Consider the following 15,722-nt stretch of genomic DNA (forward strand, 5'->3'; position numbering starts at 1 on the left):
ATAAAAAGCTATATGGGGTGAACCCAGAGGCAGGGCAAGAAAGCAACCTGCCTTCAAAATCGTCCCACCATACCTAGTGTAACTGCCAAGCGGCTAAATATCTGTGCCTATAGCAGTAGAGTGTCAATCCTGAAAGTGCTATTCTCCACTGTAAGTGTGTTGTGTGGAGTGATTATAAAATATGGTTTCATCCCCTATTCGGACTCAGCCCTCTGGCCTGTCTGAATCTACCTTGTCTTTGGCTGATGCGGCGCCAGCTGTAAAAAACCTTAATGTTAGAGCTGGTTCGAGTCCCCTAGCATTACCAGCGACACCATTGTTTGGCACAGATGGGATTCGTGGAAAATTCGGAGAACTGCTGAGTGAAACGCTCGCCTTGCAAGTGGGCTTCTGGGCAGGACAAGTGCTGCGAGCATCGGCAAAAACAGCCGGGCCAGTGATTATTGGGCAGGATTCGAGAAACTCTAGCGATATGTTGGCGATGGCGCTTGCTGATGGTCTGACCTCGGCAGGGCTTGAAGTTTGGAATTTGGGGCTATGCCCAACTCCCTGCGTTGCTCATCTGGTGAGCGCAACGGATGCGGTGGGAGGAGTGATGATCTCTGCCAGCCACAATCCGCCAGAAGATAATGGGATTAAGTTTTTTGGCTCAGATGGTACGAAACTGCTCCCGGCGATGCAGCAGGAGATTGAAGCGGGGTTGAGAGGAAATGGGAATTTTGCAATTTTAAATAAAAGTTGGGGACAGCACTATCATCGACCGGAATTGGTGAGAAATTATGTTGACTCGCTTCAGCAAAGTTTGCAACCATCGATAAAATTACAAGGTTTGCGGGTTGTGCTGGATCTCGCTTGGGGTGCTGCTGTGCATCTGGCACCTGCGGTATTTAAAGCTATGGGAGCAGAGGTTATTTGCTTGCACGATCTTCCTGATGGCGATCGCATTAACGTTAATTGCGGTTCCACTCACCTCGCCTTCCTCCAGTCAGCCGTAAAGCAGCACGGTGCAGATATAGGTTTTGCCTTTGATGGGGATGCTGACCGAGTGATGGCAGTTGATTCCCAAGGTCGCGTTGTTGATGGCGATTATATCCTTTATTTCTGGGGAACAACCCTCAAAACATCGGGGCAGTTGCCTGGGGATTTGATTGTCGCGACGGTGATGGCAAATTTAGGCTTTGAACTGGCTTGGAAACAGCTAGGCGGCAAATTTGTTAGGACTTCTGTAGGCGATCAGTACGTCCAGGCAGAAATGCTGCGGACTGGCGGAAAACTGGGCGGCGAACAATCAGGGCATATCCTTTGTCACCATTACAGCCTCACCGGAGATGGACTGCTGACCGCTTTACATTTGGCGGCTCGTGTGCGTAGTACCGGAGAATCCCTATCGCAATTGGTAGATAAAAGCTTCCAGACATATCCGCAGGTGTTGCGGAACGTGAGAGTCGAAGATCGCGATCGCCGTCGGCGATGGCAAGAGTGCGAGCCACTGATGAATGCGATCGCTAAAGCCGAAGCCGCAATGGGAGACTCTGGACGAATTTTAGTTCGCGCCTCTGGCACCGAACCCCTCATTCGCGTTATGGTAGAAGCCCAAAGCGCCGAACTTACCCACCACTGGACAGAACAGCTGGTACTAGCGGTTGAGAAACACCTAGCCGTCTCCTGAGACCTCAGCAATTCACGCAATTAAATCTTACTGGGAGGATAGGAAAAGCCTGTCCTCCTAATTATTTTATTTGCCAATATAAACCTGAGGCAGCTATCTTGGAATGGGCATCTTGCCCAGCCCATATCTGCTCTTTTAGGCTAACATCAACTTTAATTGAGAAAAAACAACGATGAATCAGGCGATGGAGATGAATAAAAATGGAATTTGTTTAAATATTGGGTGTTGGATAGATGTAGCGGAAGGATGGGAAAACATCGACGCATCACCCTACGTTAAAATTTCTAAAATTCCTCTCATCGGTTCCCGCGTTCTCTCGGCTATCGGTGCTCCAACCTTCCCAAAGTCTATCAAGCATGGTGACTTACTAAAAGGTCTAAATCTCCAGCCGGAAAGTTGCGAATTGATTTTTGCATCCCACGTTCTTGAACACTTGAGCTTGGCTGATTTTGATGTAGCACTAAAAAACATTTACCTTTATTTGCAGCCCGGAGGGATTCTGCGAATCATCGTCCCAGATTTGGAAAAGTATGTAAAGACCTATCTTACTCAGCGTTCCGATAATTCATTATCAAGCAAGGCAGCTCATAAGTTTATGCACAACTCCTTTCTGGGAAACACAGGAAGTAGAATTACTATTAAAGAGCGGCTTAAAGAATTATTCTCTAATTCAAGACATCAATGGATGTGGGATGAACCATCACTTACCGAGGCCTTGACAAAGCATGGCTTTAAGAATATACGACGGTGCGAGTATGGCGATTGGTCAAATCCCAAATTTGGAACTGTCGAAAGGAAAGATAGGCATGGGGATGCTATCTGTATAGAGGCAATCAAGTAATTATGCGGAGTATTTTATAACTTTTACTCCACCATGCCACGTAAAAAATCAACATCGAAGAGTAAATCTAAAAAGCAGCCAACGCCTGAAACTCCAACTCTTACTAAGAAGGAAGAATCAGCACTAAAGCGTAAGGCTATTAAGGAGCGCGAAGAATTCATAAGCTATACCAGCGCCACCTTATTTGGCTCTCTTTTTCTGGGTTTATTCCTGTTTCCATTTGGCGGTCCGAAAATAGCGGGGGGAGCAGTTGGAGCAATAGTTTCTATAGCTCTTTCCTACAAATATCCCCGTAAAGCTCTTTGGTTATTCCTGATATATATGCCCTTCGGAGGAACGGTAGTATATATGGCTGCTGGCGGAAATGCCCTATTTCAGGTAGCTAAAGATGCTTTTTATATTCCAGCAGCGATCGCCTTCTATCAAGAATGTAAAAAGAAACGCTTACCCTTCCTGCTTCCCAAAGGGCTGAAGACACCCTTAAACCTTTTGTTGGCGTTCTGTATAGTGACCTTGCTGTTAGTAAATGGGTCTCAGCAGTTTATAGGCAAAAGACCAGGCGATCAGCCGATCGCAATGGGGCTTTTAGGTTTGAAAGTTCTGCTGGGATACCTTCCCCTGATCGCTTGTGCTTACTATCTAATTCGTAACAAGCGAGAGCTACTTTTCCTAACTCGATTGCACGTAGTTCTCGCTATTATCTGTTGTGTGCTGGGATTGGTACAGTACAATATGCTACTCACTGGGATCTGTAAGAGTACAGAAGCTTTTGCTGTTGAAGGAGCAGATTTATTTAAAGCTAGTCTGGAGGCAAAGTGTTTAGTCGGCGGCTCTCTACTGTATAGTACGTCGCAGGGAGTGATCCGCTTGCCTGGTACGTTCGTTTCTCCCTGGCACTGGGCATGGTTCCTGATATCAAATGCCTGTTTAACTTATGCTACTGCCTTCAGCGACCCTAACATTCTCTGGCGGTTCGGAGGTTTAGCAGGTATGGCAATCGTGTTTGTGAATGCCGTTATCTGCGGTCAAAGAATTTCCCTAATGTTGGTTCCTACTGTCACAATAATCCTACTGATACTCACAGGCCAAATAGCTAACCTGAAAAGATTTATACCAATTGCAGTAGGATTAGCTGTGGTTATAGCAATCGGGATGGCAATGTTTCCTGGCATAGTACAAGAGCGGTTAGATAGCGCTGTTGCACGTTGGAATGCTTCGCCACCCACAGAATTTATTGCCTCTCAAGCTGAATTTACATCTAAAGGTCAAGAAGGAATTTTTGGTAATGGCTTGGGAAGAGCAACAGCTTCTACCCGCGCCTTTGGCAAAATTAAGCTGATAGAGACATACTATCCAAAATTGCTCTATGAAGTTGGACCAGTGGGAACAATCGGGTTCTTGGCGCTTGTCACCACACTCACGGTAATTACTTTCAAAATTTACCGCTCTGTTAAAGAGCAGAATTTACGAAGCTTTGGAGCGAGTTTCTGGGTTTTTATTTTGATTATCAGTTACAACACCTATTGGTATCCACTTGATACAGACCCGGTGGGTATTTATTACTGGTTTTTTGCCGGAGTTATTTTAAGATTGCCAGAAATAGAGCAGCAAGAACAGGAGAAACTAAAAGCAGCTCTGGAAAATGAGCCTGAACCTAAAAAGAAAAGAAACCTCAGTAAATCAACAGTTATGAGTCATGAATCAGAAGTTGAAATTCAACCCTCATAATTCAAAACTCGCAGCGGGCGGGTTTATGTATATTATCTGTGAGATGCCAGCACTATCATCAACCCCGCCTCTACAACTCATAACTTTTGCAAGGAGCCGTAAACTATGAACTGGCCTTTGATTTCGGTGATTATTCCCACCTACGGACGTGAGGAGCCTTTGCAAGATACGCTAAAGGATGTTTTAAAACAAGATTACCCAGCTTTTGAAGTGCTGGTAGTTGACCAAACCGCCACGCATAAGCCGGAAATTCAAGCTTATCTAGAAGAGCTAGCAGAGTCGGGAAAAATTCGCTGGTATCGAGTTGATTGGGCTAGTTTACCTGGGGCGAGAAATTATGCTGCACGGCGCTCATCTGGAGAAATTATTCTGTTTATTGATGATGACGTACAGATGCCAATTGAATATTTAACAGCCCACGCTCGCAACTATTTGGAAAACCCAGAGATAGGGGCAGTAGCTGGAAGGGTATTCGACCGAATGAAACTGGCAGATTCAAAAAAGGAAAAATCGGGCGATAACCTTTACGAAATTGAATATTTACCTTCGGAAGCGATGGACCCTGGAATTGCCTGGTATCATATTGATTTGGTGCATACGGTGAAGCCGCAGCAAGTGCTAACAGCTAGAGGCTGTAATATGTCCTTCCGCCGCGAAATTTTCACTAAGTATGGGCTGCGGTTTGATGAGCGATTTCGTGGCAGTGCAGTCCGAGAAGAATCAGATTTTTGTCTGCGGATACGGCAGACGGGTTACAAGATTTGGTATGACCCAGAGGCTTATTTGGTACACCTGGGCGAAGAAACTGGTGGATGCCACGATATTAGTACGCGATCGCTCAAATATCAAATCACTTTCTATCACAACCACTTCTTGTTAGGGCTGAAAAGCCTTACCCCAACTCAATGCCTACGATTCTTTGCCAAGCTTTTTGACTGTCACGTACTGGGACATCCCCCTTGTAACAAAAGCGGTTCCCCCCTAAAAGTTCTCAGCCGCTTTGGTTCCTACACTTTAGGCTTTCTCAGCGCTGTCTGGACACTCATACAATCGATTGGAAACGATGGACAATCTTACACTAAACAAGATGTTGAAACAACTGAAGAATTAGCCGCATCTTATCAACAATCTCCGGCTCAGTAAAAGTGAAAGCTGAGAAAAAATATATGAAGCTAATAATTCTTGCTTCACATCCAGTGCAGTATTATGCTCCTGTGTTTCGGGCTGTTTCTGAACAGTTAAGTCAAGCAGGGTCAGAATGTTTAGTGGTTTATTTGTCGGATTTTTCCATTCAAGGATATCGCGATCGCGATTTCGGAACTGCCTTTGCCTGGGATGAGCCTTTATTAGAAGGGTATCGCTCAAAAGTCTTAAATCAAGAGTCGCAACAGCAACCTAAAGGCTTTTTTGACCTGAAAGCACCAGGTTGGCAACAACTGCTACAGACAGAAAAGCCAACTAGACTGATGCTGACAACTCTGAATTATCAAGGAGCCATTAGTGCGGCAATTCAAGCACGGTTTCGGGGTATTCCTGTCACTTTGAGAGCCGAAACCAATGATGCAGCATTCATGCGCTCAAAATCAAAACAAGCTGTCCGCTCTATAATTTATAAAGGTATTTACAACTTATTTGATTCAGCGATCGCTTTTGGTTCTCTCAACCGCCAGCACTTACTAAATCATGGCATTAACCCCAAGCAAATCGGGTTGAGTTATTTTTGCGTTCCTGACCGCTTTCAATCCATAAGCTCAGAAGAAAAACAACGACTGCGGGAAAATTTACGCCGAGAGCTAGGTTTTTCTGAGGAACAAACAGTTATTTTATTTAGTGGAAAACTGATTTCCAAGAAAAACCCAGAGCTGTTATTAGAAGCGGTGAAAAAACTGCCGCGAAAGGAGCGATCGCAACTGGCAATAATTTTTCTTGGCTCTGGAGTTTTAGAAGAAAAACTGCAATTAAGTGCTGCTAATATACCTGATATTAAAGTGCATTTTGCTGGCTTTAAAAATCAGCGGGAATTACCGCCTTATTATTTAGCAGCCGATTTGCTGGTGCTACCTTCCCAACGGCAAGGAGAAGTTTGGGGTTTAGTGGTGAATGAAGCGCTACAAGCCGGGCTGCCCTGTATCATAACGGATGCTGTTGGTTGTGCCGCCGATTTTGCTGAATTGCCTGATTTTCAAATTATTCCAGAAAATGATGCGATCGCATTCAGTCAAGCGATCGCATCATCAATCGGTAAACCCCGCGATTTTGAGCGCTATCGTCTGTTGATGAAAGAGTTCTCCGTTGAGCAATGCGCCCAGAACATAACTGATTTTCTACTCAATTTACCCACCAGTGGAAAAAACCATTAGCCGCATGAGTCCGCCTCTGAGAATTTTACAAATTATTCCTTCGATTTCCCTCGTCTATGGTGGCCCTAGTCAGATGGTTCTAGGACTATCGGAGGCGCTGGCGCAAGAAGGTGTAGAGGTGACGGTACTAACAACAAACAGCAACGGAGATGTCGGTCAGCCGCCGTTGGATGTGCCTCTCGACCGCCCGGTGGAACAAAACGGCTATCAGGTGCGTTATTTCCCCTGTTCCCCGTTTCGGCGCTATAAGTTTTCCCTGGATTTGTTGCGCTGGCTAGCGGGACACGCGACTGAATTTGACTTAGCTCATATCCATGCTTTATTTTCGCCCGTAAGCACCGCAGCGGCGACTGTGGCGCGATCGCGTCATTTACCGTATTTAATGCGTCCTCTGGGGACGCTAGACCCCGCAGACTTACGCAAGAAGAAGAGAATCAAGCAGATTTATGCGGCGTTGCTGGAACGTCCCAACTTAGCAGGCGCGGCGGGAATTCACTTCACCAGCCCCCAAGAAGCTAAGATTTCCGAACGCTTCGGAACTTCAACGCCAGATATAGTGATTCCCTTGGGCGTAAAGCAGCCAGCGATGCTCCCAAAAGGTCAATCTAGAAAGGAATTAGGCATTCCGGAGACTCAGCCTTTGCTGCTGTTCATGTCGCGGATCGACCCGAAAAAGGGGCTAAATTTACTAATTCCAGCCCTGGAAAAACTTTTAGAAGAAGGTGCTGATTTTCACTTTGTGCTGGCGGGTGGCAATCCCCAAGATCCAGCTTATGAAAACAAAATTCGAGAACAATTGCAAGCGTCACCCTTACGCGATCGCACTACTATAACCGGATTTGTAACTGGTGAGTCGAAAACTGCCTTACTACAAGATGCCGATTTATTTGTCCTCCCTTCTTACTACGAAAACTTTGGCATTGCTGTAGCAGAGGCGATGTGTAACGGAACCCCGGTGGTAATTTCTGACCAAGTTTATATCTGGGAGGAAATTCAACAAGCAGAAGCTGGCTGGGTTTGCGCCTGTGATGTAGAGAGTTTAATTAAGCAATTGCGCGATTCGCTGGCTGATGCTTCCGAACGACAACGCCGGGGAATCAATGCTCAAGAGTACGCTTTGAAAAATTACAGTTGGAAAGCGATCGCTCAAGCAACCATTAAAGCTTACCAACAAATTCTTACAAGCAAAAGTAGGTTGGGTTGAGGTACGAAACCCAACATCACATCCGATATTTGTTCAATTTCACTAAGCTCGATCGCATCTCATCGTCGCTGAGATGGAAGCACAAAAATCAACATCACATTAGATATTGGTTCAATTTCACCAAAGGCGATCGCATCTCATCATAGCGATCGCTCTATCATGGGGTTTGGGGGGTGGGGTCGATGTACCAGCCGATGCCATTGGCGTTGTGGTCAAGGAGGAGGGTACCGCCGTTGGGGCGTCCAAAAGGGTCGAAGGAGGTAATTTGAGCTTCGGCTAGTTGTCCAGTGGGGAGGTCGGCGATTTGGAGGTTGATGTTGAGGGAAGGAGTGGGGTTGAAGAGGGAAGTCTAAAGGTTTTGGGCGCTATTGTTGAGGGTGTAAATGGATGCGACAGATGAGTTATGGATGCTGAGGAATTGCTCGAACGGTACAATGCTGGGGAAAGGGATTTCAGTGGCGTTGACTTGAGTAGAGCTAATCTGAGTGGAGCTAATCTGAGTGCAGCTAATCTGAGTGCAGCTATCTTGTGGGGTACTGATTTGAGGGATGCTAACTTGAGTGGAGCTGATTTGAATCGGGCTGACTTGAGAGTTAGTCGCATGGAAGGGGTCAATCTGCAAGACACCAACTTGAAAGGTGCTAATTGGCATGGCGCTGAGATGTATGGAGCTTTTTTCTGTAATACTGTCATGCCCGATGGGGATATTGTTGCTGAACCTAACTGGCTTGAGTGAATCAGGATCAAATTTTGTATTTTCTCCATTCAGATTCTCTGCAAGTGCGATCGCATTGCCTCGTAGTAGCGCGTCTAGGCTAAAATGCTGGGTTGAACAAATGTGGAAAAGGTTACATTTCGAGCTTTTTAGCCCTCAGCAAACCCAGCAAATTAAGCTTGTCGCGCTAGTAGGTTGGGTTGAGGCAAACGTTACCCAACACCACATCCTCAACTAAAAATAATTCAAAGTGCGATCGCATCGCCTCGTAGGTTGGGTTGAGGCAAACGTTACCCAATACCACATCCTCAACTAAAAACTATTCAAAGTGCGATCGCATCCCCTCGTTATAAGTGCGATCGCGTTCTCCTGTCAAAGAGCGATCGCATAAGCTAAAACAAGGTAGTCCCCTCTACAGCTGTTGGTTTTAGTTGGAAACAACAATGCAAACATCCTCTGCTACTCCCTCCGCTTGGCAACGGCTGAAAAATCGCGAAATTGACTGCGAACAAGCCCTAAAGCTCCTGATCGATGAGCAAGGAAGTGTTAACCTAGCTCTACTTGACCGAGAAGTGAGTTATCGGTTTTTTAGGGAATTTCAAGATAGAAAAGTTTTGCCCCCAGTGGTTCCGCTGCTACTCTGGCGAAACTGCTACTACCTGGGAAGCCCGAAAACTGTGTCGTTGGAAGCTATCAAAGAAATAAGCGATCGCACCTTCACCGACATTAAAATTATCCCAATTGCCGACAAAAGTTATCGCACCTGGTATCACACCCAAAATCTTAACCCCAACTGCATTTCCTCGGCTCCTCTGGTAAATCCCCTCACCGGAGAACAGGAACAAGAAAACATCAGCGAAACCACAGAACTATACCTTTCCAAAGCAGTTGACCAAATTGGGCGGATTAAAACCCTAATTTCCGGCGCATTGCGGAACCGCGCCAGCGACATTCACATGGAACCCGCGCCAGAAGGCTTAAGAGTCCGTTATCGCATTGATGGCGTACTGCGAGATATTACCACCCTGCCGCTCAATGTTAGCCGCAAGGTAATCGTCGCCCTGAAAGTCATGTCTGAGATAGACATCGCTGAAAGCCGCCGTCCCCAGGATGGACGAATTGGAGAAAAATACGCTTCGGGCGAAGAATTAGAACTGGGAATGGATATGCGCGTCAGTACCCTCCCCTGCGTGGGTGGGGAAAAAGCCGTAATTCGCTTACTACCGCGCAAAAATCCCTTTTCTAAAATCCAAAACTTAGGCTTCACTCCCACAACTCTTGAAACTTACAAAAACTGGTTGGAACAGCCGCAGGGAATGATCATCCTCACCGGCCCGACAGGGAGCGGTAAAACCAGCACGCTGTACACCAGTCTGCAATCCGTCGCCAAGGAACACGTCAATGTAGTGACGGTAGAAGACCCGGTGGAGTACATTTTGCCCCGCATCACCCAAACCCAGGTGAATGAAGCAGCGGGAATGACTTTTGCTGCTGGTTTACGGGCAATTTTGCGCCAAGACCCGGATATCATCATGGTGGGAGAAGTCCGCGACCATGAAACCGCAGAGACAGCCGTTAGAGCAGCGCTCACTGGTCACTTAGTTTTTACCACGCTGCACACTAATGATGCTCCTGGTGCGATTCCCAGAATCAAAGATATTGGCCCAGATCCCGGTTTAATCAGCGATGCTCTCTTGGGAATTGTGGCGCAGCGTTTGGTACGTCGCGTTTGTCCCCACTGTTCGGCACCTTACAAGCCCACTGCCTCGGATTTGAAGGTTTTGAGTTTGGAGCCAGAACAGGCAAATTCCACTACTTGGCGGAAGGGTAAGGGCTGCGCTCAGTGCTTCAATTCTGGTTATCTGGGACGAGAGGCAATTGTTGAGTTGCTGGATGTGGATGATACGGTGCGCGAAATTATCTATGACGGTACGATGACACAGCTGCATCGCTATTTGCGGGAAATCAACTTTTTCTCTTTCGGTATGGCAGCTGTACAAAAGGTGACAAATGGGATTACAACGGTTGAGGAAGTGTTGCGAGTATTACCCCGCAGCGCCTTCTCTCGCCGTAAGTCTCTGGCTGTACGCACGGAACAGTTTACGCCGTTGGGTGTAGGATAGCGATCGCGCTCCTGTTGCGGGAAGGCTAGATAAGCAAAGTTTTTCTTTGCAGGCTTCAAAGCCTGATGTTTCCCCAAAGGTACTATTTAACCCGAACTCACGTTAGACTATCTGCCCTGTACCCCATTTAAATTGGTATCAGTTGGGTGGAATATATCGCGGTTGTTTCGTTTTAGCCACCTTGGTAGGGAACATGGCAACACCATGTCCCTACAGATGTATCGCACCCAGCCCTTGAATTGCCATATCCTTCAGCAAACTGGCTAACAACTAATGGGAATTCACCAATTAGCAATTAGCAATTAACCGCCAATGCCCAAACTTCCCGCCAAGCCTGGAGTCAGGGGTAGGAGAGTCGCCACCATCAAGAACAGAGCCAATAACCCTAAAGCGGCTCGTGCATCATCGGGTTCAGAAATCTCATTCAGGCTAGGGCGTTCTAAACTTCGCTGCAAGAACAGAATTACAATTCCCCAGTACAGCAGCAAAGGATTCGCCGGATTCACTATTGAGATAATCCCCAGCAAAATTAAAGTTGCTACCGTAGCCCGACGGGCAATTTGCCGCCCGTAGATTGCCTGAACAATTCGCCCGCCGTCGAGTTGTCCAGCTGGCATTAAGTTAAATGCACTTACCACTAAACCCAACCAACCGATAATCGTCAGGGGGTGGACATCAACCAGGGTTTGCTGGAGGGCGGAACCAAGGACGACTCGCGCCAGCGTTCCCACCAAAATCGACCCTTGGAAAAACTGAGATGGCACTTGAAACAGGCTGCCTTCATGGGAAAGGATTAAACCTGCAATTAGCATTAACAGGGAAATAATACCACCAGTAGCAGGGCCAGCTAAGGAGATATCAAATAGCACCTGACGATTAGGCAACAGCGATTCAAAGCGGGTAATGGCTCCAAAAGCGCCAATTTGACCGGATGGGATGAAAAAAGGCAGACTCAGACGGATTTTGTGACGACGTGCTAGTAACCAGTGACCGATTTCGTGAGCGATTAAAACTGTCCAGATACCCAAGCTGATGGGTAGAACTTCTTTATATCGACTCAGGTTGTTGAAGAAATCGAAACCGAGGAAAAGCCCTGCGGTTTCTAAACTGCTGGCAATTGTGGCTATGAACAGAACACCTGCGAGAAGCTTCTGAGTTAAGGTTGCCTTTTGGGGATCATTGCTGCTGGGGAGAACAATGACAACTGGCTTCTCTTCTGGATTTTCTACTAAAAATAGGCGATAGCGATCGCCTAATCTCTCTTCCAAATTGGCAGTCAACCGGGAATGCACTGCATCAGGTTCACCCCGCAGATTCCCCCGAAAAATCGCACCCTCTTGATAGGAAATGGTTTCAGTAGCAAAGAATGTATCAATCCCAAAAATTCCTTGAATGCTTTTCAAGTCTTCGTCTGGGATGGGAACTACCTCAGAAGTGACGCGATTTAGTCCATCTGTAGGTGTCTGGGGCGTTTCGATGTCTTCCTCAGACTTATTTTCTGTAGGGTTCGATTCCTGGATCATCTTCACGACTTGCTCCCGCAGGATAGCATCCTGACCAGCGGCACGCAGTTTCTTGCCGATGAAGATATACAACCCAGCTGAGGCTACCAACATAAATAGGATGCCGACTAGGTTGATATAAATCCCGGCGGCGAACAACCCAAAGAACAACAGCCAGGGAGCCATCAACACGACTGACTGCAACCAGGCATATATTCCCAATTTGCCGAAGGGCTTGGCTCGATAGAAGCCCCAACCCAGGATGCCGAAAGCCACCAGCGCAATTAAACTTGTTGTAGCAGTCTCCGATCCAGTAAACATTTTTTATAAAACCGTGCAGCTAGTAGAGCTAATAAGTCTACTCTAACTGAGTGCGATACCGTTGCAGGTAATGCGATCGCTGTGAGATCCTACAAGTTTTGCTTATGCCAAGATTCACGTCAGTTTTACTAATCGTGTAGCAACCAGCCAACTTCTACTCTGGCTTTTGGTAACTCGAAACAGCGGCTCTGAGATTCCCGTGATGTTCCGCAAGCAAACTCGCGCTTTGTTCCCTTTCTAACCCTGTCCAGTGCATCAGTAGCGCTAACTTGACAGATCGCCCACTTTGCTCTAGTAAATAACTAGCATCTTCCCGATTTAAATCGGTGAGGTCTTGCAACATTCTTAAGGCGCGATCGCGCAGTTTTTTATTGGTGACGGCGACATCTACCATGCGATTGCCGTAGACTTTACCCAACTGCACCATCACGCCTGTGGAGATGATGTTTAAAGCCATTTTCGTTACGGTTCCGGCTTTGAGGCGTGTCGAACCTGCCAGCACTTCTGGCCCCACTATCAGGCGAATATCTAAATCTGCCTCAATGCTGACTTGTTCAGCGGGGACACAGGCAATCAAAATTGTAGTTGCTCCCCGCCCGCGTGCTGCTTGAATCGCACCGTGGACAAAGGGAGTCGTTCCCCCGGCGCTAATTCCAACGACGACATCGAGATTGGTGATATGGCGTTGCGCGATCGCATTCGCTCCATCTTCATCTTTGTCTTCCAAATCTTCAGAGCTACGAATTAAAGCGCCCGCACCACCAGCAATAATTCCTTGTACCAAATCTGGCGGCGTACAAAAAGTGGGCGGACACTCTGCTGCATCCAACACGCCTAAACGTCCACTCGTCCCAGCACCGATATAAAAAAGCCGTCCCCCTTGACTTAAGGCACTAGCTGTAGTATCTATTGCTTGGGCTAGTTCAGTTCTGGCGGATGCGATCGCCACCAGTGTTTGAGCATCCTCGCGATTGAACAAATCTACCAATTCCAAAGAACTCAGTTGATCTAAGTTCTGACTATTGGGGTTAATTTGCTCTGTTAAAAGATGCCCCCGCTCCTCCAGATTTTTCATCCTCGATCCTTATTACAACAGTCCTTCTAGTTGACGACGAATTTTGTCTAAATCCGAAAGCTCCGGTTCAGGAGCATCTGGTTCCCAATCGGTTTTGGAAAGGTTATTTTCCGGTGGAGCTAAAAAAAGACGTTCTACATCGTCTTCGGGAACAAATCCTTCCGGAATTAGCTTCCAGTCATAATCTAAGTCTTGACAAATTTCCTCAATTTCCTCTAATTCCATTGGCTCCACAGTGGGAGTAGCAAAATCTTGAGCTTCTAGTAGCAGAGCATAGCGAATAGCATCATCTTCTGCTTCAAACAGTAAGAGCAAGTTGCGATCGCCAATTCGCAGCGAGTGCATCCCCTCGTTTTCTGTCCCGGTATTAAATATTAATACGTATCCGCGCATAGTACCGCCATAATTCTTTTATCTATCTTTCTTTAATTTAGGATATCTGGCAACTTATTCAATGTCCTAACTTCTGTAAAGACATATACACCATCTCTACACTAATCTTCCATATCGTGCTGTCATTGGTTGGGCTGGATTTTCTTGATTGTAAGCCCAAGCCCACATCTGATCGCCTAGCGAGAAGTGCCACCACTCATTAGGATGACGACGAAATCCAGCTTGACACATCACAGAGTTCAACAACTGCCGATAAATATGATACTGCTGTTGGGCGGCATCAGTGCTATCGGCATAATAATCTGGATACGACGCGGGAGATATTTCATCAATCTGGGTTCCCATGTTAATAGTCTGCCCAGTGCCGTCTACTAACGTCACATCAACCGCAGCACCAGTGCTATGAGGCGGTGGTGTTGTTGGGTTCAAGTTGGGGAATGCCCAAAATTGATAAACTTGTTCCCAAATCTCTTGACGCTGTGCTTCCGTTAACTCAGTTAAATTTAACTTCCGCGCCTGAACAACTTCAGCAAAGGTGTAATCTACCATAAATTGCTGGACTTCCACCGGGCGATAAGCGTCAAAAATTTTGATTTGCCAACCCTGGTGTATTTGTTGCAGGAGAGTTTGGGCTACCTTTAAGCTATCTAGAACGCTTTGGCGGAGATAGTATGGCGAAAGCGCTCCATAACTAGCACCCAACTTTTGATAAGGATGAGGAGACTCTACCGCAAATTGCTCCAAAGGAATTGCAGCGATCGCTTCCCCACACTCTACAATTGCAATCTCCTGATAAGGTTTCATGCTCAGTCTCCTCTGTCTGACATCGTTCTTATTATGCCCTGTAGCAAATACACTTAATACTCTTTATTTATTTATATTGGGTGATATTAATCAATCAATACGGCACAATTGATAACTATCAAATTTGAGGAATTAAAAGTTGAAAATTAATAACTTCTAACTCCTCACTCTTAGATTAGCAATTAGCTACATCCTTCTACAAAATTTACTTCAGGAAGTTTACCGGATCTGATCTGAGTAACACGCTTGCCATCAGTCTCGAATAGTATGCGATAGTTTCTGTCAGCGGCATCTCGTGGCACGAATGTCAGATAGTGTCCTTTAGGAAGGTATTGATGTGGAGTAACTTTAATTTGCCCTGGATAAAGTGACTTGATTCGTGCTTCAGTATCGCCGATACGTGCGCCTCTGAGAGTAGTAATCGTCCTATTTGTCCATACATCTACTCTAGAAATGCGACCGTTTGTTACCATGAAACCAAGACCACTGGGGCCTTTTTGCGGTTTGACGTACTGGCAACTGTTATTAGTAGGGTATTCGCCAGTTGAAACTAGCCGAGTACCCGCAGCTTGTGAAGCTTGGGAAACAGTCATGCCAATTCGGACTGCTCCGATCCCTCTAATGACTACTTTTGATTGATTTGTTAGTGCTGCTTGCACTAGAGTAGCCGACATTACAGAAGAAACTGCAAGTGAGCTAATGCAGAAAGTCAAAATTTTATTATTGTTAGACATGGCGAATATTTAAGTAATTCTGGGTTTTGCCTAAATGTATCTACCAATTAAAAAGGTAGAATTCCAGATTTTAGTTTTCTTTTAAATAATTTTTATATAGGGATAAACGATAGTGAAACCAAATAAATGTTTATAGCAGCTTGGTTTTGCATCATCAATTTTAACCTACGTTTTTTTACATTTTTAAGTGTTGGTATTTATAGATAATAGGATAATTTTGATTAGCCATATAGTTAATTTTTCGATACTTTAA

At 46.0% G+C, this 15,722-nt stretch carries 14 protein-coding genes; 9 read left to right on the top strand and 5 right to left on the bottom strand.

The features are described 5' to 3' along the window. Positions 1-181: 181 nt before the first annotated feature. The 9 genes from glmM to H6F63_RS14530 all read left to right on the top strand — a co-directional run bounded on the left by glmM (position 182) and on the right by H6F63_RS14530 (position 10,640). Positions 182-1,669, top strand: coding sequence for a phosphoglucosamine mutase (gene glmM / locus H6F63_RS14490; RefSeq protein ID WP_190638325.1), 1,488 nt, complete (start codon positions 182-184; stop codon positions 1,667-1,669). A 172-nt stretch (positions 1,670-1,841) separates the two neighbouring features. Beyond that, positions 1,842-2,510 carry a methyltransferase domain-containing protein gene (locus H6F63_RS14495; protein ID WP_190638326.1) on the top strand — a complete coding sequence of 223 codons (669 nt, stop codon included), beginning with the start codon at positions 1,842-1,844 and terminating at the stop codon, positions 2,508-2,510. Between the two features lie 33 nt (positions 2,511-2,543). Continuing rightward, positions 2,544-4,238 carry a hormogonium polysaccharide biosynthesis protein HpsL gene (gene hpsL, locus H6F63_RS14500; RefSeq protein ID WP_190638327.1) on the top strand — a complete coding sequence of 565 codons (1,695 nt, stop codon included), beginning with the start codon at positions 2,544-2,546 and terminating at the stop codon, positions 4,236-4,238. A 105-nt stretch (positions 4,239-4,343) separates the two neighbouring features. Beyond that, complete coding sequence (gene hpsN / locus H6F63_RS14505; protein WP_190638328.1) at positions 4,344-5,381, top strand: hormogonium polysaccharide biosynthesis glycosyltransferase HpsN; 1,038 nt, start codon at positions 4,344-4,346, stop codon at positions 5,379-5,381. A 23-nt stretch (positions 5,382-5,404) separates the two neighbouring features. Further along, positions 5,405-6,598, top strand: a complete 1,194-nt coding sequence (locus tag H6F63_RS14510) for a glycosyltransferase family 4 protein (protein ID WP_190638329.1) — start codon at positions 5,405-5,407, stop codon at positions 6,596-6,598. 16 nt (positions 6,599-6,614) lie between these two features. Then, a complete protein-coding gene (hpsP, locus tag H6F63_RS14515) occupies positions 6,615-7,802 on the top strand; it encodes a hormogonium polysaccharide biosynthesis glycosyltransferase HpsP (protein WP_190638381.1) in 1,188 nt (395 codons plus the stop codon). 106 nt (positions 7,803-7,908) lie between these two features. After that, a complete protein-coding gene (locus tag H6F63_RS14520) occupies positions 7,909-8,082 on the top strand; it encodes a hypothetical protein (RefSeq protein WP_190638330.1) in 174 nt (57 codons plus the stop codon). A gap of 123 nt (positions 8,083-8,205) precedes the next feature. Beyond that, on the top strand, positions 8,206-8,538 hold the full coding sequence (locus H6F63_RS14525; protein ID WP_190638331.1) for a pentapeptide repeat-containing protein: 333 nt from the start codon (positions 8,206-8,208) through the stop codon (positions 8,536-8,538). Positions 8,539-8,960: 422 nt separating this feature from the next. Beyond that, positions 8,961-10,640, top strand: coding sequence for a GspE/PulE family protein (locus H6F63_RS14530; protein ID WP_190638332.1), 1,680 nt, complete (start codon positions 8,961-8,963; stop codon positions 10,638-10,640). Positions 10,641-10,942: 302 nt separating this feature from the next. On the opposite strand, the gene H6F63_RS14535 is transcribed toward H6F63_RS14530, so the two are convergent. From H6F63_RS14535 to H6F63_RS14555, 5 genes are all read right to left on the bottom strand, one after another. After that, positions 10,943-12,463, bottom strand: a complete 1,521-nt coding sequence (locus H6F63_RS14535) for a site-2 protease family protein (RefSeq protein ID WP_190638333.1) — start codon at positions 12,461-12,463, stop codon at positions 10,943-10,945. A 154-nt stretch (positions 12,464-12,617) separates the two neighbouring features. Continuing rightward, positions 12,618-13,538, bottom strand: coding sequence for an N-acetylmuramic acid 6-phosphate etherase (murQ, locus tag H6F63_RS14540; RefSeq protein WP_190638334.1), 921 nt, complete (start codon positions 13,536-13,538; stop codon positions 12,618-12,620). Between the two features lie 12 nt (positions 13,539-13,550). Further along, positions 13,551-13,931 carry a DUF3110 domain-containing protein gene (locus tag H6F63_RS14545; protein ID WP_190638335.1) on the bottom strand — a complete coding sequence of 127 codons (381 nt, stop codon included), beginning with the start codon at positions 13,929-13,931 and terminating at the stop codon, positions 13,551-13,553. 96 nt (positions 13,932-14,027) lie between these two features. Continuing rightward, on the bottom strand, positions 14,028-14,735 hold the full coding sequence (locus H6F63_RS14550; RefSeq protein WP_190638336.1) for a M15 family metallopeptidase: 708 nt from the start codon (positions 14,733-14,735) through the stop codon (positions 14,028-14,030). A gap of 182 nt (positions 14,736-14,917) precedes the next feature. Then, complete coding sequence (locus tag H6F63_RS14555) at positions 14,918-15,469, bottom strand: hypothetical protein (RefSeq protein WP_190638337.1); 552 nt, start codon at positions 15,467-15,469, stop codon at positions 14,918-14,920. Positions 15,470-15,722: the final 253 nt, after the last annotated feature.

The organism is Trichocoleus sp. FACHB-40 (assembly GCF_014695915.1).
In the GTDB taxonomy this organism is placed as follows: Bacteria; Cyanobacteriota; Cyanobacteriia; order Cyanobacteriales; family FACHB-T130; genus Funiculus; species Funiculus sociatus.